The organism is Bradyrhizobium sp. SZCCHNR1002 (assembly GCF_032381435.1).
GTDB lineage: Bacteria > Pseudomonadota > Alphaproteobacteria > Rhizobiales > Xanthobacteraceae > Bradyrhizobium > Bradyrhizobium aeschynomenes.
In genome coordinates this window covers 1,534,466-1,555,937 of sequence record NZ_JAUHIS010000001.1, presented here as the reverse complement: position 1 = coordinate 1,555,937, position 21,472 = coordinate 1,534,466, and the positions used below count along the sequence as shown (strand labels likewise).

The following is a 21,472-nucleotide window of genomic DNA, read 5'->3' as shown; positions in this document are numbered from 1 at the left end:
CTACTCGACGGGAACGCGTTGCGGACGGCGCTCCTTCGGGCCGCTCTCGGCGCGCTGCTCTTCCTTCTCGACCACGGCGAGCAGGCCGCGCAGCAGCTCGGCCTCGCTGCGCAGGATGTGCTTGCGCATGATCTGCACGCTCTCGGCGCGTCCGGCCAGCAGCGGCCCGAGCACCTGGTTGATGGCGGCTTGCGCATAATGCAGCAGCGGCTGCAGGTCGATGCCCTTCAGTCCGAGCGTCGCGGCGTCGACGGTGGCGTCGTCCTTTTCATGAGCCTCGGTCATGGTCGGTCCTTTCAAGAATCCTTGGTGGGGAAGGGGGTGGGACGGGACGGCATTGCGGTCCGCAGCTCGGTCGCCGTGGAGACGGTCGGCCTGATCTGCTGGGCCAGCGTGGCCGATTCAGTGGCTGCTGCCGTGGCGGTGGCGATCGCCTGCGCGCGGCTGGTATGGACCGGGCTGATGCTGGCGGATGTGGTCGGCGACGGCGGCGGGCTGGCCGGAGCAGGGGCCGGTGTCGCCGCAGCCGGGCGCGCACGAGTCCCCGGCGGCGGTGCGGATGGCTTGTGCAACTTGCCGATCAGGTTCTCGACCACCGCGAGCTGGCCCTTGTAGAGCTCGGCCTGAGCCTTCAGAGCCTGCTCCAGCAAGGTTCGCATCGCCGAATTGTGCGTGTCGGCGACGTCGCGCAATTCATCTTTCAGGTTTTCCGACGTCTCCAGGGCCCGTTTCAGGAACGGGAAGCTTCCGCGACTGATCATGAATGCGCATCCTTTCTGAATGTGATCTCGAGTGCATCGCCGTTCATCTTTGCGCCCGCAGTCTGCATCGCTACCAGGGCGCGGGGTAGCAGGATGACGCGCTTGAACGTTCCGATCCGGATGAAGAGATCCTCGTTGTCCCTGGAGATCTCCACCTTGTCCTTCGGTGCGAACCGCAGCTGCACCGACAGCCTGTGCTCATTGTCGGAGACCTTGGTGAAGCCGAACGGCGCCGTGGCCACACGCACCTCGGCCGGATCGGCATCGCCATAGAGCTGAGCGCCGAACTCCTCCAGCCGTTCGACCCCGACCACCTCGCTCCGCTGAAACGGAATGGTCGCGATCGGCACCGGATCGAAATAGCTATGCACCGTCTCGATCATTGCGGTCTGCCGCTCCACCCAGTGCGAGAAGTAGCCGTCGCCTTTCGGCAGCATGCGATTAACGACGACGGTGTCAATGGCGATCCCGTAGAGGTTGAAGTACATGTAGGCCCGCTGCGTCTCACGGACCACCATCTGGTCGGGTACGGTGACCAGCCGCAGCGAGGTGATGGTGGGGTCGTGCAGCATCGTCTCGACACCCTCGAGCTTCTCGAACAGGCTCTGCAGCGCGGCGAAATAGCCGTCCTCGGGCAGCATCATGGACTCGCCGCCGAATTTCTTGGCAATCGGTCGCAGGACGCTGGCGACGCGGCGGTCGATCTTCAGCCGCTTGCGCACATACCAATCGATCGAGCCGATGATCGAGACGAAGCGGAGCGACTCGCTGGTCGGCGGGCAATCGACGACGATGACGTCATAGGTGCCCTCGCGGGCATATTGGTTGATGTGGAGGAGGGCGATGATGTCCTCCATGCCCGGCATGATTGCTGCCTCCTCGGCGACGATGCCGTCGAGCCCGCCCCCCATCAGCAGGTAGGCGATGTACTTGTAGACATCACCCCAGTTGCGCTGCATCTCCTCCTGGACGTCGATCTCCTGGAAATCGAGGTTGTCGCGCACCTTCACGGGCTGCCCGCGCGCCGTGCTGAACAGCTCCTCGCTCATGTTGAAGCTGTCGGCGAGGCTGTGCGCGAGATCGAACGACATCACGATGGTCTTGCGGCCGCTCGCGGCCAGAGCGACGGCCGTCGCGGCGGCGACGGTGGTCTTGCCGACGCCGCCCTTGCCCGAGACCATGATGATGCGCGGCTTAGCGCGCGAAGGTGCAGTCCCCGTCATGAAATGCGCAACTCCGAAGCTGTGGGACCACGCGCGCAGGATGGGTCGCGCAGTCGTTCCGCGATGGCGCGGGCGATCAACGCCACGACGGCCGGCATCGCGTGATGAATGAAGAAGTGGTTGCCGTCGAACATCTCACAGGTGAGAGGCTGCGACGTCATGGCCTGCCAGCTCTGAAGCTCGGGCAGGCCGGCAATGGGATCGCTGCGGCCGCCGATGGCCAGGATCGGACAGGCGAGTGCCGGACGAGGACGCCAATCATAGGTCTCGCACAGCTTGAAATCGGCGCGCAGCGCGGGCAGCACCAGCGCGAGCAATTCCGGCTCCTCCAGCAGCACTGCGGGCAGGCCGCCAAGCTCCATGACGGCGGCCAGAAAATCCGCGTCCGCAAGATGAGAGATGACGGGAAACCGGCGCGGCAGGTTGGGCGAGCCATGGCCAGATATGATCACCAGCTCCGGTCCCGGCAGACCGCGGTGCTGCAGCGCCTGCGCCAGCTCATAGGCGAGCATCGCGCCCATGCTGTGCCCGAACAGCGCATAGGGCCGGTCGAGCCAGGGCGCGATGGCGGGAACGAGCTGCGCGATCAGCATCCGCGCATCGTCGATGGCGGGCTCCATGATGCGGCGCTCGCGGCCGGGCAGGTGCACCGGCGAGAACGCGATCGAGCCCGGCAGTCTCGCGGGCCATTCGCCGAAGCTCGCGGCATTGCCGCCGGCGAATGGCAGCGCGAACAGGCGCAGCCGGCGCGTCGTCTCGGGATCGCCGCCGATCCAGGTGCGGCCCGGCGCGCTCCGAGTGCCGGAAGTGGCTGGCATCCCGCTCACGCTCCAGGCTCCAGCGTCGTATCGGGCTGCAGCGCGGGCGTGATCACGTCGCGGCCCTCCGGGCCCGGTGGAACGTCGCCGATCCAGCCCTGGACGTGTAGCCATTGGCAGATCTCGTCGACCGCGGCCTCGACGTCGGTATGGGCAAGCGCGTCCTCGATGACCTTGCGCGTTTGGCCGACGTCGAACGGATGCGGTGCGGCATTGAAATAAGGATCGATGCGCTTGAAATTGGTGCCGAGCAGTTGAGCGCATTGATATTCGATGATGGCACCGCCGCCGCGGATGGCGAGCCGCACCAGCAGCATCGGCTCCTTCGGCGACAGCAGCCATTGGCCATAGCCCCAGTCGGCGATGCCGTCGACGATCTCAGGCTTCACCGACAGCGGCTTGCGGCCACAGCCGACGGAGAGCACGCTGATGCTCTCGACGTCGATCGGCTGACCGGCCGCGCGGCGCTGCTCGAACACGGCCGACACGGCGCACATCGACGGATTGTTGGCAACCAGCCCGCCATCGAGATAGCCGATGTCGCCGCCGGCGATGCTTGCGAAGATCGGGCTGATCACGGGAATGTTGCTGGTGCGCAGAGCGACGTCAACCACGCGCTCGTCCGGCGAATAGTCGAGGATGCCGGGAATGTTGTGGAACAGCCGCGGCCGCCATTGGCGTTGCCGCTCTCCGGCGTGCTCGTGATGCAGCTGGAACGCCGGTACGATGACGCGGCGCTTGAGGTCGCCGAGCCGCGTGTCGGCACCGAAATAGCTGACCAGGAAATCGATCATGCGCTGGCGGTCGTCGAACGCCTTGGCGCCGACGAAGCCGGCGACGAGGCGGGTCGGCTTGAAGGTGAAGGTGGTGTCGAGGATATGCTCCCAGAACCCGAGGGCGCCCTCGATGCCATGATCGGGATCCTCATGGGCCGCCAGGAACAGCGCATTCAGCCCGCCGGCCGACGTGCCGGCAATGATGTCGGCGCTGTCGAGAAAATGGCCGCCATGGCGGCCGATGCGGTCCGCCGTGCGCCGCAGCACCTCGGCCGTGACATAGCCGCTGATACCGCCGTCCATGGCGAGGATGCGCTGATGTGTCATGGCTGCACTCCATCGCGTGTGGCAAGGCCGTTCATGATCGCGTCAGCAAGGGCTGCAACTGTTTTGCGTCCGAGCAGGGTCAGATGGGCCGCGTGCACGACGCGGATCTCGGGCGCTCGCGTCAAATGCGGACAGATTGTTTCGACCAGCGGATCGTCGGCAGCAATGGCGCCGTCCGTGCTGGCCCGGACGATCAGCGTCGGTCCGCCATAGGTGCCGGGTGCGTAGTCCAGCCAGGCGCGGCTAAGCGCCGTGAAGCAGGGCCAGCGTCGCATCAGCTCACGGGCGAGGCCGATTGCCACCCGCGCGGTGCCGGTGTTGCGGTCGCCGGCGAGCCGCGCCAGATCGGTGATGTCGGCAGGTGATCGCGGTACGCTGCGCAGCAGTTCGCGGCCGAGCCCGACGGCCAGGGCGCCGATGCGCAGCGGACCGCGCCTGGCGCCGCGCCATGGCAGGCCGGCATCGATCAGCACCAGTTGCACGGGCTCGCCCGCGGCCTCCAATTGCCGGGCCATCTCGAACGCGATGGCGCCGCCGAGCGACCAGCCGCCGACGCGATAAGGACCGCGCGGCGCCACCTGGCGGACGAGCGCGACATAGCTGGTTGCGAGCTGCGTGAGGTCTTGCGCCTGCTCGGCCGCCGGCGCCTCGAGGCCGAACACCGGCCAGTCCCGCGGCAACGCGTCGGCCAGCGCGCCGTAGCCCAGCGACGTGCCGATCGCTGGATGCACCAGGAACAGGGGAGCTGCGTTGCCCTCGCGCCGGAACGGCAGCATCTGATCCGGCAGGCCGGGTGCATCGCTGGTCGACGTCAGCGCCCGGGCGATCTGCGCGATGCTCGATCCTGCAAACAGGGTCGCCAGAGCCAGCTCGCGGCCGGTCACGCGCTGCAACCGGTCTCGCAACGTCAACAGCAGCAGCGAGTGGCCGCCAAGCGTGAAGAAGTCGGCGTCGCGATCGAGCTCGGCGGCCCGCGCGGCATCGCGCCCGAGCACGCCGGCCACGATGCCTGCGACCTGCATCTCGACCTCGCCGGCAGGCGCCGCGCCGCGCGGCGCCGAGCTGCCCCCGGGGAGGGCCACCAGCGCCGACAGATCGAGCTTGCCGTGGCGTGTGCGCGGCATCGCCGGCACGGCGACGATGCGGTCCGGGACCATGTAGCCGGGGAGGCGCTGGCGGAGAAAATCCGCAAGCTCAGCGCCATCGAGCTTTGCGGACTCACGCGGGGCGGCGAAGGCGACGAGACATCCATCACGCATCGTCACGGCGGCTTCTGTGACGTCCGGATGCCGTGCGAGCGCAGCCTCGATCTCGGCCGGTTCGACGCGGTGACCGCGCAATTTCAGCTGCTGGTCGGTTCGGCCGAGATAGGCAATTCGTCCATCGTGCTCGAGCCGGCCGCGGTCGCCGGTGAGATAGAAGCGCTCGCCGGGCGCAAGCCGCAGGTCGGTGCGGAAGCGTGCCGCAGTCGCCTGGGCATCGCCGAGATAGCCGCGCGCAAGTCCGACGCCGCCGATCGCAATCTCGCCCGCAATGCCGCTCGGCAGCGCCGCGCCCTTGGCGTCGACCACCGCCACCCGATGACCGCGGATCGGCCGGCCGATCGTCGGTGCCGCATCGCTCTCGGCGCGCGCGATAGTGCTCCAGACTGTCGTTTCGGTCGGGCCGTAGGCGTTGAACAGCTGCACGGCGTTCGCCCACGCGCCGAGGCCGGCCGGACAGGTCTCACCAGCGACCACGACCGCGGCAAGGGACGGATGATCGGCGGGGCGCAGATGGCTGAGCAGCGTTGGCGGCAGCGTGACATGCGTCGCGCCGCCGTCGCGGATGCGTGCGGAGACGGAGAGCCGGTCGACCGTGTCACCCCGGTCCGGCAGCAGCAGGGTGGCACCATGGCCCAGCGCCATCACGACCTCGAAGATGAAGGCATCGAAGCTGATTGCGGCGAACTGCAGCACGCGCGCCTGTATGCCATCAGGGATGATGTCGTCGGCTTGCGCATCGGCGAGGTTGGAGAGACCGCCATGCTCGACCATGACGCCTTTCGGACGCCCGGTGCTGCCCGAGGTGTAGATGAGATAGGCGAGTTGGTTCGTACCCGGCAGGGGCAGCGAGCGCGGCGTGGCGTTCGCCAAGAGCTCGGCGACGGAAGCCTGGGGCACATCGACCTCAAGCGGCTGCGCCGCCGATGCAGTCGTTAGCAGCAGCGCCGGCCGCGCGTCCGCGATCAGCTCGGCGATGCGCGCCGGCGGCAGATCGTGCGCGAGCGGAAGATAGCAGCGACCACTGCGCCAGATCGCCAGCAGCGCAATGATCAGCGCTGGGGAGGATGGCCCGAGCACCGCGACGACCGTGCCCTCCGGCGTGCGCTCGGCGAGCGCGGCAGCGAGCGTCTCGACCCGCGACCCGAGCTCGCGATAGCCGATCTGCTCGCCGCGGCAGATCACGGCCGGGTGGTCCGGACGCGCCGCCGCATGATGTGCGAAGCGCTCGGGGAGACTCACATAAGGCGACGCAGGTACACCCGTGGACTGTGCCGAGAGTGCCTCTCGCTCGGCAGACGTCGTCAGAGCGAGGTCGGCGACCGCCGTTGCCGGCCGCGTCACGGCGCTTGTCAGCAACGCGCGAAAGCGCTCCGCAAAGGCCTCCATGCTCTCGCGTGAGAACAGGCTCGCCGCGTAGGTCAGCACGCCGCGCCAGCCACCGGCGCCGTCGGGAAATAAATGCAGCTCGAGATCGAAACGCGTGGCTTTGTAGTCAGCCGACAGGATCGTGACCATGCTGTCGCCGAGCCGGCCCGTGGCCGGGAAGTCGGGCTGCACCGACAGCGCCACCTGCACCAGCGGATTGCGCGAGGGATCGCGCGGCGGATTGAGCGCCTCGACCAGCCGGTCGAACGGCGTCAGCGCATGATCGAGCGCGGCCATCGCCGTGCGATGCGTCTGCTTGACGAGCTCGGCGAAGCTGCGCTCCGGATCGAGCCGCTGGCGCATCACCAGCGTGTTGACGAAGAAGCCGATCAGGGGCTCCAACTCGGGACGTTGGCGATTGGCAGTGACCGAGCCGATCGCGAGATCCTGTTCGCCGGTGTAGCGGTGGAGCAGGGCGGTGAAGGCGGCGAGAAACACGACGAAGGCCGATGTGCCGTGCTGGCGCGCCAGGGCATCGACGAGCCGGCCATGCTGCGGCGGGATCGTCACCGCAACGGCATCGCCCGTGTGGCTCTGCTGCGGCGGCCGCGGCCAATCGGTCGGGAGTTCCGTGACCGGCAGGCCGGCCAGCGTCTGGCGCCACCATTCCAGCGCGCCGGCAAGGCGTTCGTCGTCGCCGGCTTCGTGATAAGCGAGATCGGCGTAATCGATCGCCAGCGGCGGCAGCCTCTCGCCACGATAGAGCGCATCAAGGTCGCGCAGCAGCACGCCGACGCTCCAGCCGTCGGTAACGATGTGATGGAGATTGAGCAGCAGCGCGTGGTCGCGCTCGCTGAGCTTGACGAGTTCGGCCGCGATGAGCGGCGCGCAGGTGAGATCGAACCGGTGCTGGGCGTGCCGGACCACGGCAAGGTTCAGCCGCTCCTCGCGTTCCTCAGGGCCCAGCTGCGACAGGTCGCTATGTGCGAGCCTGACATCGACGCTCGGCGCAATCAGTTGGCACGGTTCGCCGTCGCGTTCGCCGAACGAGGTTCGCAGCACCGCATGGCGCGCCACCAGCGCGCGCAGCGCAATCTCCAGGCGTTCGGCATCGAGCGGCCCGGTGAGTCTCAGCGGCAGCGGTGAGTTATAGGCGTAGTCGCCCGGCGACAGCCTGTCGAGGAACCAAAGCCGGCGCTGTGCGGCCGTCAGCGGCGCGGTGCCGCCCGCCGCCGGCAGTACCTTGCCGATGGGCGCAAGCGTCGCCTCGGAGACGCGCGCAGTCGCAAGCTGCGCATTCAGCGCCGCCCGTTGTGCCGGCGAGAGCTGCCGCAGCCGCTCGGCGATCTCTGCTGACGCGGTCATGAGGCCAGCGCCTCCGGCATGCTGCCGCCCGCGAGCTGATCCAGGCCGTCGAGCAGCCTGGTCAGGGTCGCCGTGTCGGTCGTCTCAGTCAGGGCTTGGCCCATGTGGAGCGCCATGCCTGCGACGGTCGGCGCGGCGAAGAATGTCTTCAGCGACAGGCGGACGCCGAACTGATCGGTGACGCGCGCCAGCAGTTGCACCGCGCGCAGCGAATGACCGCCGAGATCGAAGAAGTTGTCGTCGGCGCCGACCTTGGCTATCCCGAGCAACTGGCCCCACAACGTGGCGAGGCGGCTCTCGATCTCGCCCTCCGGCGCGCGGTAGGCGGTCCGGCGCTGCGCGGCGTGCGGCTGTAGCGCAGCCGCCGTCTCGGCGCTCTCATCACGCGCGATCCAGATCTGGCGGCGCTGCGCGAGGTCGCCGCGGGTGACCACGAACTGCTCGGCGTCGCCCTGCAGGATGATGCGCAGGATCGCGGTGAGGCTTTCCGACGGGCGCATCGCGAACGCATCCATGCTCGTGGCGGCGCCTCCCGCAAGCTCATCGTCGCGGGTCAACCACCGGTCCCAATTGGTGCTGACCCAGTCCGTCGTGCCTTGCCGGCTGCGGAGCGCCGCGGCCGCATCCAGCACCTGGTTGGCGGCCGAGTACGCGGCGAAGCCGAGGCCGCCGAGAATGGCGGCGTTCGACGACAACAGCACGACGAAGCGCGGCGGCGCCGCGCATGCGGCGACGGCGGCGTCGAGGCCATCGAGCCCGGCGAGCTTGGGAGCAAATTGCGCGGCCGCATCCTCCGGCGTGAGCTGGAGGATGGGGCTGATCAGGGCGGTGCCGCTGGTCACTGCGGCCGCATGGATGATCCCGGCGACCGGACCATGCGTGCGTTCGAGGGCCATCACGGCTTGCGCCATGGCTGCGGGATCGGCGACGTCGGCGGCCACGACATCGATGGAGAGGCCTTCGCGACGCCACCGGCGCAGCGTCGCGACCCGCTCGGCGTGCCGGGTATCACAGGCGTCCCAGCGGCTTTCGTCCGGAAATCCGGGCCGCACGATCAGCGCGACGCGGGCGCCGAACTGGCGCGCCAGATGGTCCGCGAGCAGCCGGCCGACACGACCGAGGCCGCCGGTGATCACCACGAGATCGCCGGGAGTGACGCTGCGGATGGGCGCTGCATCGGGGCCGAGTTGCGCCGGCGTGTAGTCCCTCAGCCAGCGTCGGCGCCCGCGCAGGGCCACGATGGGCTCCAGGCGGACGGCGCTGATCTCGCGCAGCAGGCCATCGACGGCAATCTGCGGCGATCCACGACGGTCGAGGTCGACGACGCTGACTTCGCAGCCCGGGAATTCCTGCGGCAGGACCTGGGCCACCCCGAGCAACGTCGGACGCGCTGCGATCAGTTCGTCCTGGGGGTCGACGAGCACGGTATCGCGCACGCCGATCACGATGCGCGCGGGCGGCGCATGTCCCGCGGTCGCGCAAGCCTGCATCAAGCCGACGATCGTCATGAAGCCGTTGCTCACCTCGGCGTCGGCTCCGCTATCGGGACCTGCACTCCAGAGATGAACGGCGAGTGCAGGTGCAACGCCGGCTGCGACGAGGAGCAGATTGAGGTCCTCGGCCGAGCCGGGACGAATTTGGAAACGATCCTGATCGTCGATCGCAAAGCCGTCGCCGGCGGTGACGCAAAGCACCGGATCATGCCCGGCCCTGCGCAGCCCGGTGATCACGTCGGCAGCCATGACGCTGCCGTCGTCGAACACGAGCGCCGCACCCGAGACGGCGCCGGGTCGCGGTGCCGGCGGCAGCGCCCGGCGCCAGGCAGGCAGATAGAACCACTCGTCGATCGGCTTGTCAGTTGCCGCGCCGCGGCGCTCGCCAGGCGCGGGCGCGTCGATCCACAGCCGGTTCCGTGCGAACGGATAGGTCGGCAGTGGCACGCGGACGCCGTCCGGGACGCCTGCGGTTGCGGAGAGATCGACGTCGACGCCCGCGCACCACAGCTGGGCGGCGGCGGTCAGCAGCACGGCCTTGTCATCGTCATCGACGCCGGCTTTGCGCAACGACGTCACCCGGTGGTGGTTCGCGCCGTAGGCGGGATGCTGCGCGGCCAGCATCGTGCAGGCTTCGCCCGGGCCGCATTCGATCAGGACGAGGTCAGGCTCGCGCAGCAGCACTGCCAATGCACGATCGAAGCGGACCGTGCGGCGCAGATGCGCGATCCAGTAGTCGGGCGTGAGCTCGCCTGGCCGAAGCCAATCGCCCGAGAGACTCGAGATCATCGGGCACGACGGTGCGCGCTGCGGCACCTCGGCAAAGCCGGCGGCGAAGGCGGGCATCACGCCGTCGATCGCGCGCGAGTGACCGCCGACATTGAGGACAAGGCGCTGGGTGCGAATGCCGTGCGCCTCCAGCTTGCGCTCCAACTGGTCGATGTCGGCCGCAGGGCCGGAGAGCGTGCACAAGGCCGGGCCATTGATGGCGGCAAGGTCGATCTCGGGCCCCGCCAGCGCCATCGCCGTATCGCTCGGAGCCATCACCGCCAGCATCGCGCCGGCCGCGCTTGCATCCTGGAGTGCCGAGCGCAAGGCGACGATGCGGGCGGCCTCGGCCAGCGTGAACACGCCGGCGAGCGTCGCGGCTGCATATTCGCCGAGACTGTGGCCGAGCATGATGTCGGGCGTGACGCCGCGCGTTTGCCATAGCCGCCCCAGCGCATAGGACACCGCGAACGTCGCGGGCAGCGTGACGCGGGCGCTGCGATCGGCCGGTGTGTCCGCGGCGTCGCGGATCAGCGGCAGCACGTCGACGCCGGCAGCGCTGAGATGGGTGGCGACATCGAGCAGTGCGTCACGGAACGCAGGCTCCTGGTCGAGCAGTCCGCGCGCCATGCCGGGATAGGCAACGCCGCCGCCTGGAAACAGGAACGCGCATTTCGGCCGAACCAGCGCGCGGGCCGCAACACGGCGCCCGCTTCGACCCGAGAGCGTCGCGGCGGCCTCGGCCGCATCACGCGCGATGACGGCACTGCGCTGCTCATGAGGCGTACGGCCGGACTGCTGCGTATAAGCGGCGTCGGCGAGCGTGACCTCACTGCCGGCCAGGCGACTGGCGAGCGCCGCGCCCAGTCGCTCGACACCGTCCTCGTCGCGCGCGGAGAATGGCAGCACGCGCCAGCTTCCGTCTCGTCCGGCGTTTCGCTGTGCCGTGAAGCTCTCGACCACGACATGAGCGTTGGTGCCGCCGATGCCGAAGGCGCTGACACCGGCGCGACGGACTGCGTCGCTCCAGGGCTTGGAGTCCGTCGCGAGATAGAACGGGCTGGCGGCGAAGTTGATCGCCGGGTTGGGCGTGTTGATGTTGATGGTCGGCGGGATGATGCCGTCGCGCACCGCGCAGACCGCCTTGATCAATCCGGCGACGCCGGCGGCGGCGTCGAGATGGCCGACATTGCCCTTGAGGCTGCCCAGCGCGCAGAAGCCATTCCGCTGCGTGGTCTCGCGGAACGCCTGCGTCAACGCGCTGACCTCGATCGGATCGCCGAGCCGTGTGCCCGTGCCGTGCGCCTCGATCAGTCCGATCTCATCGGCGGTGATGCCGGCGAGCTGCTGCGCCAGCAGCACCGCCTCGGCCTGTCCCTCGACGCTCGGCGCGGTAAAGCTCATCTTGCGGCCGCCATCATTGTTGATGGCGCTGCCGCGGATGACGGCATGGATGACGTCGCCGTCGGCCAGCGCTTCCGAGAGCCGCTTCAGCACGACCATCGCGGCCGCATTGCCGGGCACGATGCCATCGCCCGCTGCGTCAAACGGACGGCAATGGCCGTCGCCGGAGAGCACCGACCCCTCCTGGTGCAGATAGCCGCCGGTGAGCGGCAGGCTCACGGTCACGCCGCCCGCCAGCGCGGTGTCGCATTCGAACGCGAGCAGGGCGCGGCAGGCCATGTGTACGGCGACCAGCGAGGTCGAGCATCCCGTCTGCACGTCGACCGCGGGGCCGTGCAGATCGAGCTTGAATGCCAGCCGTGTCGCAAGAAAATCCTTCTCGTTGCCGATGAAGATCTGGTCGTCGCCTTCGGCCGCGCGCGGATTGTCGGTGAGGTTCGATAGCCAGTAGCCGGCACGGGCGGCGCCGGCGAAGACCCCGGTCCACCCGGCGATGCCGCCCTTGCGATAGCCGGCGCTCTCGAGCGCGGCATGGCCGACCTCGAGCAGCAGCCGATGCTGCGGATCCATCAGCATGGCCTCGCGCGGCGAATAGCCGAAGAAGCCGTGATCGAAGCAGTCGGCGTGCTCGAGCACGGCCTTGGCGCGCACATAGTCCGGCCGCGCGGCGAGCGATGCTGGCACACCGGCCTTGGCGAGATCGTCGTCGCTGAGCTCGCGCACGGATTCGATGCCGGCCTGAAGATTGCGCCAGAAGGTCTCGACGTCGGGCGCGCCGGGGAAGCGCCCGGCCATGCCGATGACCGCGATCGCCTCACGCTCGATCGAAGGGCTCTCTGTCATCGCAGGCCCTCTCCACGCATGCGCTGGGCCCGACCGCGAACGCTGCTCGCGGCACCGATACCAGCCGGCTGCGCGGCGGAGTTGATATGGCGCGCCAGCGCAGCGACGGTCGGAAACTGAAACAGGTCGGCGATGGCGAGCGGCACTGCAAATTGGCTCGTCATCCTGTCGAAGGCTTCCACCACCAGCAGCGAATTGCCGCCGAGCTCGAAGAAGGTGCTGTCGCAATCGACATCGTCGCGGCGGAGCACGGTGCGCCAGATCGCAGCGATCGCCTGTTCGGTCGGGCTGCGTGGGACGGATTGGCTCTGCGCCGGCGGCGCGAATGGACGGCCGAGCAGGGCCAGCGCGGCGCGATCGATCTTGCCGTTGCCGGACAGCGGCAGCATGTCGAGCCGCAGGAAGCGGGTGGGCATCATGTAATCGGGCAGCCGAGGCCGCAGCCAGTCGCGCATCGCGTGCAGCGTCAGAGAGGCCGACCGTGGGACGACATAGGCCGCGAGCTGGCCGCGGCCGGATTCATCCGGCTCGGCTGTCACGGCGCAGTCGGCGATGTCAGGATGGGCTGCCAGCACGACCTCGATCTCACCTGGCTCGACGCGGTAGCCGCGGATCTTGATCTGGCCATCGCGCCGGCCGAGGAAGGAGAGCCGTCCGTCGCGGTTCAGCTTGACGAGATCACCGGTGCGGTACATGCGCGCCCGGTCGTGCGCGCTGAACGGATCGGCCACGAAGCGTCCGGCGGACGGCTCATCCGGGCCGAGATAGCCATCGGCGACCTGCATGCCGCCAATGCAGAGCTCGCCCGCCATCCCGAAGGGTTGCAGCCGGTCCTGTGCATCGAGCACGTAAAGCCGATTGCCGGGCAAGGCGCGTCCGGCTGCAGGCAAATTCGGCCAGCGGAAGGCGTCGCCGTCGAGCACCTCTTCGCTTACGACATGGGTCTCGGCGGGGCCGTATTGGTTGATCAGCCGCAGGCCGGGATGCCGGACGAACAGGGCGCGGACCTCGTCCGTCATTTGGGGCTGCTCTCCCGCGGTGATGATCTCACGCAGGCCGTCCAGACGCTGGTTGGAGCAGACCACGCCGCGCGCGAGCAGGGCGATCAGGGCGAATGGCAGATACACCCGCTCGATCCGCTGCCGTGCGATCAGCCTTGCCAATTGCTGCGGATCACGCCGTTCTGCCGCGGTAGCCGGGATCAGCGTGCCGCCGGTCAGCAGCGTAAACAGCACCTCCTGGATCGCAACGTCGAAGCCGACAGCCGACGACTGCAGGGTCCGCATCGGCTCCGCATGTTTGGCGCGTTGTGCGGCCATCAGGTTCGCGAAGGCGCCGGCGGGCATGCGGATGCCCTTTGGTACCCCGGTCGATCCTGAGGTGAAGACGATATAGAGCGGCGCATCGCGGCGCGTCGCCCGCGGCGGAATCGCCCCGGAGCCCAGGTCGGCCAACAGCTCGTCGATGGTCGCCCGCTCGGCGCCGATGTCTGCGCTGCCATCGTGCCCGTTCGCACACAACACCAGCACTGCACCAGCCAGTGTGATCTGCTGCGCCAGGCGCAAGGCCGGCAGGTCCGGATCGATCGGAGCAAAGGTGAAGCCGAAGCGGGCGCAAGCCAGCATTGCACAGACGAGATCGCGGCCGCGCGGCAGCAGCAACGCGATCACGTCTCCCGCCGCAAGACCGCGTGCATGCAGTGCTGATCCGATCCGGTCGGCACGATCGAACAGCTGATCATAGGTGAGGTCCGGACCGGAGTCGTCGCGATAGGCGCATTGTCCGGCAAAGTCGACGCGCGCCTGCGTGAGCAGCGCGCCGAGATCGACTTCCGAAGCCGGGCCGCCATCGCCGGCAGCGATGATGTCGGCCTGCGCTGCCGCATCGAGCAAAGAATGGCCGGCGAGCGGCAGGTCCGGCGCTGCCACCGCGGCTGTGAGCCAGACCTTCAGCATCGCGACAAGGCCGGTCATCGTCTCCCGGTCGAACAGGTCGCTGTTGTAGAACAGGCTGCCGGTGAGCCCGGCGTCGATGTCGCGCGCGCCGGTCCAGCTCTGCCGCCCATCCCACAGATGCAGCTCGATGTCGAAGCGCGAGGCGGGCAGGCGATAGGGGAATGCGGCCGTCGAAAGTCCCTCCAGCTGAAGCGGCAGCATCGGTGCGTTCTGTAGCGCGAACAGCACCTGCACCAGCGGATTGCGACTGGTGTCGCGCGGCAGATCGAGATCGTCGACGAGCTTCTCGAACGGCAGATCCTGATGCGCCTGAGCCCGGATCATCGCTTCGCTGGTACGTCGAACGAGATCGCGGAAACTCTTTGCGTCCTCGAGATCGAGCCTGATCGCCAGCGTGTTGACGAAGAAGCCGATCAGGTTCTCGAGCGCAGGATCGGTGCGACCGGCGACGGGCGTGCCGATAGCAAAGTCGCTCTGTCCGGCGAGACGACCGAGGACGGCACGAAACGCGGCAAGCAGCACGCAATACAGCGTCGTCGACTGCTGTCGTGCCAGCTCGCGGGCCTCAGCGATCAGCGTCGCATCGAGGCTGAGATCGATCGCATCACCCCGCAGCCGCGCCAACGCCGGGCGCGGACGGTCGAGCGGCAGGTCGAGCGCGGGAACGCCGCCCAGCGCCGTCGTCCAGAAACAGAGCAGGTCTTGAAGGCGAGTCCCGCTGAGCTCGGCGCGCTGCGCGGAGCTGAAGCTCGCATAGTCGGTCGCGAGCGGCGCGAAGCTCGGGGCTTGCCCGTGCCGGCGCGCGGTATAAGCCGCAGCGAGATCGCGATTAAACACCGCAAGCGACCAGCCGTCGGCGCAGATGTGGTGCAGCACGACGACCAGGACATGGCGCTGCGGCGCCAGCCGGATCAACCGGGCGCGGATCACCGACGCGGGCAGGTCGAACGGAGACGCGACTTCGGCATCGACCAGCCTGCGGGCCTCGTCCTCATCCGCCGCGTCGACGACCGGCAGCGCGACGCGCATCGCAGGGCGTACCGTCTGCATGGGGCGTCCGTCGATCTCGGCGAAGACCGTGCGCAGCGGCGCATGCCGCGCGAGCAGATCGTTCAGCGCCTCGGTCAGAGCCGTGACGTCGAGCGGTCCGGACAGATCGAACGCGCCAGGGATGTTGTAGGCCGGGCTGCCGGGATTGAGCCGGTCGAGAAACCACAGCCGCTGCTGCGCAAACGACAGAGGATAGCTGTGCGGCTGGTCGTCACGGCGGCTGAGCAGCTGCGCCAGCAGCGCGCGCTGCTCGGCGGCCGACATCGTCGCCAGATCGGTGGCCGGCCGCGCGGCGGTCATGTCGGTTGTCCCTCCGCCAGCAGCCGTTCGAGCAGTCGATTGACCTCTTCGCCCGACATGACCTCGACCATGCGACGCGCTTCCTCGCTCACCGGCCGGGCGAGCTCGCCTTTGGTGATCGCGGGCGCGGCCGATGCTGCGTCGGCCAGGCGGTCGAGCGCGGCGGCGAGCCGGACCGGTGTCGTGTGCTCGAACAGAAGATCGGGCGTGACCGGCAACGCGAAGCGCAGCCGCAGCCGTGACACGACCTGGATCGCCTGCAGCGAGTCGCCACCGAGATCGAAGAAGTCCCCGTCATGAGGCAAGTCGGCGCGTCCGAGCACCTCGGCGAAGATGTCGCGGATGCCGCGCGCGCGGTCGGTCGCGTCATCGACGGCACCGTCGTTGGAGGCCGTGGCATTGCCGGCCAGCGATGTCCATCGCGCAAGACGTTCGTCGAGATCGCCGCCGCACACGACGACCTGGCCGGTCAGCCCTCCGGCGACGACGCGCTCAATGGCTTCGATCGCCTGCGGCGTCGAAAGTGCGTAGCGCGCCGATGCAACGTCGCCGGCATCGAGGCCCTCGGCCCAGGCGTCCCAACACAGCGACGCCCATCGACCGTCGCGCTCGGCATGCGCGTCGAGCCAGGCATTCGCGGCCGCATAGGATGAAAAGCCGAGGCCGCCGAGCAGCGAGGCCAGCGACGACATCAGGATGCGAACGCTCAGTTCGCGTCGTCCGAGCACCGTTTCGAGCGCCTGCAATCCTGCGACTTTCGCCGCAAGCATGCGCGCGGACACGGCGTCATCAGTCGCCGGGACCGACGCGAAGGCACGAGTCTCGGCAGCCATGTGAATGACGCCGTCGAGCGGCCCGAAGCTGGCCTCCGCACGGGCGACGACGGCGGCAAGGGCGGTCGCATCAGTCACGTCGCATGCGAATGCCTGAGCCGCGCCGCCCGTGGCGGTGACGTCTCGGAGGCGACGATCGAGGTCATCCGGCAGCGAGCGGCCGAGCAGCGACAAGCGTGCGCCATGCCGGCGCGCAAGCTCGCGTGCCACCGTCAGGCCGAGCCGGCCCAGACCGCCGGTGACGAGATAGTGCCCGTCCAGCCTCGCGTCTTCACCGATCGGGCCGACCGGGCGGAAGCCGCGTTCGAGCACGCGGCCGCCACGTAGCGCGGAGACCGCCGGGCCCGGTGCGGCGCAGGTTGCAAGCAGCGCTGCATCGGTCACGTCATGTCCGACGTCGATGACGCGCGCGGTGACGTTCGGCTGCTCCTGGCCGAGCACGGTGGCGGGCCCGAGCATCAGCGCGGCCTCTGGATCGGGGCGGTCGTCGCTATCGACCGCAAACACATTGCGCGCAGCGATGGTCAGGTCGATGCGCGCAGCGATGTTGGCGGCATCGAGCGCGGCTCCAATCCGCAGCAGCGACTCGTAACCGTGTGTCCGCGCATAACCCTCCCTTTGTTGCAGGAGGGCGAGATGCAGGATTCGATCGGGAGCCCCTTCGCGCAGACGTGCGATCAACTCGCCACGGTCGGCAGTCGCGGGGACACGCACGAGCCGTCCACCCGCGCGAGCGACGGCGGCGACAAGGGCGTCGTCGAGCCCGCTCGTTGTCGCGCCGACGACCCAGGTCGTACCGGTGAGCGGACTTGGCACGCGCCGTGGCCGGCGCTCCCAGGCCGGCAACAACAGCACGTCGCGCTGCTCCGGCCGCTCGGCTGTGGTCGCCTGCGGGGGCGCCGCCGCATCGAGGTCGGCGATCATGTCGACGGCGTAGCGCGTCGCGCGGAACGGATAGGGCGGCAGCGCCACCGGCCGGCGCTTCCGGCCGGCATTGAAGGCGTGCCAATCCAGCTCGCAGCCTTGCACATAGAGCTCGGCAACCGCCGTGTAGGTCTCACATGCGTCGTCGGTGCTCGACGACGGCTGCGGCAGCGCCGCCACGATCTCGGTGTCGGGCGTGCGGGCGGGGTGGCGACGGGCGAAGCCGGCGAGGGTGCGTCCCGGCCCGATCTCGATCAGGATGTGCGGGCCCTCCGCCAGCACCGAGCTCAATCCGTCATGGAAACGCACCGGGGACAGCGCCTGGCCGATCCAGTAGGCGGGATCGCAAGCCTCCGTCGCGCTCAGCCAGCGGCCATGGACATTCGAGGCGATCGGAAGGCGTGGAGCGGCCAGTGCGGTGCTTGCCAGCGCTGCGCGGAACGCGTCCAGCGCAGGCGCCAGCAGATGCGAATGGAAGGCGCGGGTCGCGGGCAGGCGTCGGGTCTGCACCCCCATGGACGTCCAGCGCGTCTCCTGCGCGGCGACTTCTCGCGGCGTGCCGGAGACGACACATTGCGCGGCGGTGTTGACCGCTGCCAGCCGGAGATCGGGCCCGAGGTCGCCGAGGGCAGCTTCGGTCAGCGCAACCGCGAGCATCGCGCCTTCGGGGCTCGCCTGCATCGCTTCGCCGCGCGCAACGACCAACGCGAGCGCAGCGTCTTCCGTCATCACACCGGCGAGACAGGCGGCCGTGATCTCGCCAATGCTGTGGCCGATCAGCCGGTCGGGCATCAGCCCCCACCGCATCAGCAGCCGGGCGAGTGCATATTCGATCACGAACAGTGCCGGCTGGGTCCAGCGGGTGTCGCCGAGACCCGCGGCACCGGCAGCGCCATCGGCGATGACGTTGCGGATATCCACGCCGGTAAGACTCAGGAGCGTTGTCGCGTAGCGGTCGACGATGTCCTTGAACGACGGCTCGGTCCGAAGCAGGCCGGCTCCCATGCCGGCGAACTCCGCGCCTTGACCGGGAAACATGAAGCACAGCGGGCGCTTCGTTGCCCCGACGCGGCTGGCGATCACCGCGCCGCTGCCCGCGCATGCATCACGCGCTTCGCCGGCCGTTGTCGCGACGATCGCGCGCCGACGCGCGAAATGGCGGCGCCGGGTCTGCAGCGTGAAGGCGACGTCGGCGATTTCGGGCGGCTGCGGCGCCAACAGCGCCTCGCCGAGCCGGCGGACCACGGCGTCGGCGACCTCGTCGTCATGGGCCGAGAGCGGCAGGATCAACGGACGTTCGTTCGCCGCCGCCGGCACGTCCAACGCAGGTGCCTCTTGCAGCACGGCATGGGCGTTGGTGCCGCCGATGCCGAACGAACTCACGGCCGCCAGTCTCGCGCCGTCCGATGTCCACGGGCGCAGACGGTCGTTGACGGCAAAGCGGGTGCGGCCGAGCTCCAGCTTGGGATTGGCCGCGCGATAATGCAGCGTCGGCGGAATTTCCCGGTGATGCAGCGCAAGCGCCGTCTTGATCAGTCCGGCGACGCCGGCGGCCGCCTTGAGGTGCCCGACATTGCTCTTCAGCGAGCCGATCCAGCAACACGCCTCGCCCGGCGCGCCCGGGCCGAAGGCGTCGGCGAGCGCAGCGATCTCGATCGGATCGCCCATCACCGTGCCGGTGCCGTGCGCCTCGATGAAGCCGATCTCGGCGGCATCGACGCCGGCCACCTTGCGAGCGAGCGTCACGACGTCGGCCTGGCCCTGGATGCTCGGCGCGGTGAAGCCGACCTTGCGGCCGCCGTCATTGTTGATGGCGGTTCCGCGGATCAAGGCATAGATGCGGTCGCCGGCCGCGAGCGCGTCCTCGACCCGCTTCAGCGCGACGACGCCGACGCCATTGGAGGGCAGGGTGCCGGCCGCGTCGGCATCGAACGGACGACAGCAGCCGTCCGGCGATTCCACCGAGCCGTGAGCGAACGTGTAGCCCTCGACATTGGGCGTGCTGATCGACACGCCGCCGGCCAGCGCCAGGTCGGATTCGAAAGTCAGCAGCGACTGGCAGGCGAGATGGACGGCGACCAGGGAGGTCGAGCACGCGGTCTGCACCGTCAGGCTCGGTCCGCGCAGGTCGAGCTTGTAGGAGACGCGGGTGGCGAGGAAGTCGGGGCTGTTGCCGAAGAAGATCGGCGTCGACCTGGCGGCTTCGACGACATCGCGTGCGCGCGCGAGCAGCGCAGCCTGGTGGCTCTGCTCGGCCTCGCCCGCGAACACGCCGATCCAACCCTTGAACGTTGCGGGATCGCAGCCGGCATCCTCGAGCGCGTGCCAGCAGCTCTGCAGAAACCAACGGTGCTGCGGATCGAGATAGGCGGCCTCGCGCGGCGGGATGCCGAAGAAGTCTGCGTCGAAGCAGTCGCCCTCGTCGATCACCCCCTTGGCGGGCACATAGTCGGGATGGTCCACGAGCGAGGCGGGGAGACCGGCTGCGACCAGTTCCTCCCTCGACAGACGCCGGACCCCGTTGCGGCCATCCCGCAACAGCGACCAGAACGCGGCGATGTCGGCTGCGCCCGGGAAACGCCCGGCCATGCCGACGATCGCAACGCTGCCGGGCGGCACGGACGGCGACGTCATGTGGCGGCAGCCGCGCGCGCGAGGGAGTTGCCGGCGAAGGCGGCGGCAAAGCCGATCAGCGCGCTCACGAACATCAGGCTGAAGATCGGGGCATGCTCCGTGGTTTCGACGAAGCCGGCGGCTGCCGAGATCGCCGCCGCCAGCACCGTCATCAGGAACGTGACCAGCGCCGATGAGGTCGCGATGTCGCGCGTCGCCTCGGTGAGCGCCGCCGAGCGGCCGACCACGACCGCCATGCCGAGGCCGAAGGTGAAGGTGCCGGCCGAGAGCAGGATCAGGATCACCGACGGTTCGAACACGCTGGTCAGCCAGCCGATCGCAGCGCCGAGAACCGCAAGGATGCAGCCGACGAGGATGTTGGCGTGCAGCGAGAGCCATTGTCGCCGCAGCGACTCCCGCACCACGATCGATCCGATGATGAAGGGGAGGAAGGCCACGAAGGCGAGAATGCCGTAGGTATGCACGGAGACCTTGAGCTGATGCATGAACAGGAACGGCGCGCCGATGAAGAAGATGGTGAGCGCGCCGGTCAGACAGCCGATCATCGTGGCGTACAGCACCAGCCGGCGCTGCCCCAAGGCGATGCGGTAGCTCTCCAATGTCACGACCAGATGCGGGCGCTTCCGATCCTCCTCGGCCGGTCGTGCCAATGTCTCCGGGCTGGCAAAGGCAAAGGGGCCGAGCGCGAGCACGACGGCCGCCAGCACTGCAAACAGGCCGCGCCAGCCCAGCGTTCCGACCAGCGATGTGCCGATGATCGGCGTCAGCGCCGAGGCGAGCGCCAGCGCGGTGCCGAGGCGGGCGAGGATCATCAACGTTGCCTGGGCATCACGGCTGTCGCGGATCATCGCCTGGCCGACCGTCGGGAGGACGCCCGCGCCAACCGACAGAATGAAGATGCCGATGAAGACGCCTGCCACGACCGGCGCCAGCGCTGCGATCACGGCGCCAAGGGCGAGCAGCGCCACGCCCCCGATGAGCACGGGGCGCCGTCCGAAACGATCCGCCAGGGGCCCCACCAGGATCTGGACGGAGGCATAGCCGGTCAGAAAAACACTCATCAGCATCTGCGAGCGGCCAGCTGAAATTTCAAAGTAACGACCGATCTCCGGCAGCGCCGGAGCAAAAACGAAATTCGATAGCTGCGACATGACGATGGCTGCACCTGCCAATGTCGGAATGAAGCGTGTATCGAGCTTGAGAGCTGCGCTCATTTGTCCGACGGAGTTGCCGCGCACCGAATCATGACGACAGAATATCCGATTAGAAGACGCACCCTTGTGAACTATCGCATAAGTCGCACCATATAATTTGGTGCAAAGGCGAACAAGCGCGCCCCGCTGTTGTGCACAGCCGCGCAACTAAGCG

At 68.6% G+C, this 21,472-nt stretch carries 10 protein-coding genes; all 10 read right to left on the bottom strand.

What is annotated here, in order from left to right; genetic code table 11:
- Genes QX108_RS06925 through QX108_RS06880 form a run of 10 tightly spaced genes read right to left on the bottom strand, consistent with a single transcriptional unit; the run spans position 1 to position 21,465 of the window.
- Positions 1-285 (bottom strand): hypothetical protein, encoded by a 285-nt coding sequence (locus QX108_RS06925; protein WP_315780241.1) that lies wholly within the window; start codon positions 283-285, stop codon positions 1-3.
- A gap of 11 nt (positions 286-296) precedes the next feature.
- On the bottom strand, positions 297-761 hold the full coding sequence (locus tag QX108_RS06920; RefSeq protein ID WP_315780243.1) for a hypothetical protein: 465 nt from the start codon (positions 759-761) through the stop codon (positions 297-299).
- Positions 758-1,984, bottom strand: coding sequence for an ArsA family ATPase (locus tag QX108_RS06915; protein WP_315720677.1), 1,227 nt, complete (start codon positions 1,982-1,984; stop codon positions 758-760). Before QX108_RS06915 ends, QX108_RS06920 begins: the two co-directional genes overlap by 4 nt.
- Entirely contained in the window at positions 1,981-2,802 is an 822-nt protein-coding gene (locus tag QX108_RS06910; RefSeq protein WP_315720676.1) for a thioesterase II family protein, read from the bottom strand. The genes QX108_RS06915 and QX108_RS06910 overlap by 4 nt, the downstream gene beginning before the upstream one ends.
- Positions 2,803-2,807: 5 nt before the next feature.
- On the bottom strand, positions 2,808-3,905 hold the full coding sequence (locus QX108_RS06905; protein ID WP_315780245.1) for a patatin-like phospholipase family protein: 1,098 nt from the start codon (positions 3,903-3,905) through the stop codon (positions 2,808-2,810).
- Positions 3,902-7,900: an amino acid adenylation domain-containing protein gene (locus QX108_RS06900; protein WP_315780247.1), complete on the bottom strand. Its 3,999-nt coding sequence runs from the start codon at positions 7,898-7,900 to the stop codon at positions 3,902-3,904. The genes QX108_RS06905 and QX108_RS06900 overlap by 4 nt, the downstream gene beginning before the upstream one ends.
- Positions 7,897-12,408: a type I polyketide synthase gene (locus QX108_RS06895; protein ID WP_315780249.1), complete on the bottom strand. Its 4,512-nt coding sequence runs from the start codon at positions 12,406-12,408 to the stop codon at positions 7,897-7,899. Before QX108_RS06895 ends, QX108_RS06900 begins: the two co-directional genes overlap by 4 nt.
- Positions 12,405-15,713, bottom strand: a complete 3,309-nt coding sequence (locus QX108_RS06890; RefSeq protein WP_315780251.1) for an amino acid adenylation domain-containing protein — start codon at positions 15,711-15,713, stop codon at positions 12,405-12,407. Before QX108_RS06890 ends, QX108_RS06895 begins: the two co-directional genes overlap by 4 nt.
- A complete protein-coding gene (locus tag QX108_RS06885; RefSeq protein ID WP_315780253.1) occupies positions 15,710-20,104 on the bottom strand; it encodes a type I polyketide synthase in 4,395 nt (1,464 codons plus the stop codon). Before QX108_RS06885 ends, QX108_RS06890 begins: the two co-directional genes overlap by 4 nt.
- Positions 20,101-21,465, bottom strand: a complete 1,365-nt coding sequence (locus QX108_RS06880; protein ID WP_315799390.1) for an MFS transporter — start codon at positions 21,463-21,465, stop codon at positions 20,101-20,103. Before QX108_RS06880 ends, QX108_RS06885 begins: the two co-directional genes overlap by 4 nt.
- Between the last annotated feature and the right edge of the window lie 7 nt (positions 21,466-21,472).

What these genes read in the sequence shown, in the direction of transcription:
- QX108_RS06925 (WP_315780241.1), bottom strand. Translation starts at nt 285, where the DNA reads ATGACCGAGGCTCATGAAAAGGACGACGCCACCGTCGACGCCGCGACG.
- QX108_RS06920 (WP_315780243.1), bottom strand. Translation starts at nt 761, where the DNA reads ATGATCAGTCGCGGAAGCTTCCCGTTCCTGAAACGGGCCCTGGAGACG.
- QX108_RS06915 (WP_315720677.1), bottom strand. Translation starts at nt 1,984, where the DNA reads ATGACGGGGACTGCACCTTCGCGCGCTAAGCCGCGCATCATCATGGTC.
- QX108_RS06910 (WP_315720676.1), bottom strand. Translation starts at nt 2,802, where the DNA reads ATGCCAGCCACTTCCGGCACTCGGAGCGCGCCGGGCCGCACCTGGATC.
- QX108_RS06905 (WP_315780245.1), bottom strand. Translation starts at nt 3,905, where the DNA reads ATGACACATCAGCGCATCCTCGCCATGGACGGCGGTATCAGCGGCTAT.
- QX108_RS06900 (WP_315780247.1), bottom strand. Translation starts at nt 7,900, where the DNA reads ATGACCGCGTCAGCAGAGATCGCCGAGCGGCTGCGGCAGCTCTCGCCG.
- QX108_RS06895 (WP_315780249.1), bottom strand. Translation starts at nt 12,408, where the DNA reads ATGACAGAGAGCCCTTCGATCGAGCGTGAGGCGATCGCGGTCATCGGC.
- QX108_RS06890 (WP_315780251.1), bottom strand. Translation starts at nt 15,713, where the DNA reads ATGACCGCCGCGCGGCCGGCCACCGATCTGGCGACGATGTCGGCCGCC.
- QX108_RS06885 (WP_315780253.1), bottom strand. Translation starts at nt 20,104, where the DNA reads ATGACGTCGCCGTCCGTGCCGCCCGGCAGCGTTGCGATCGTCGGCATG.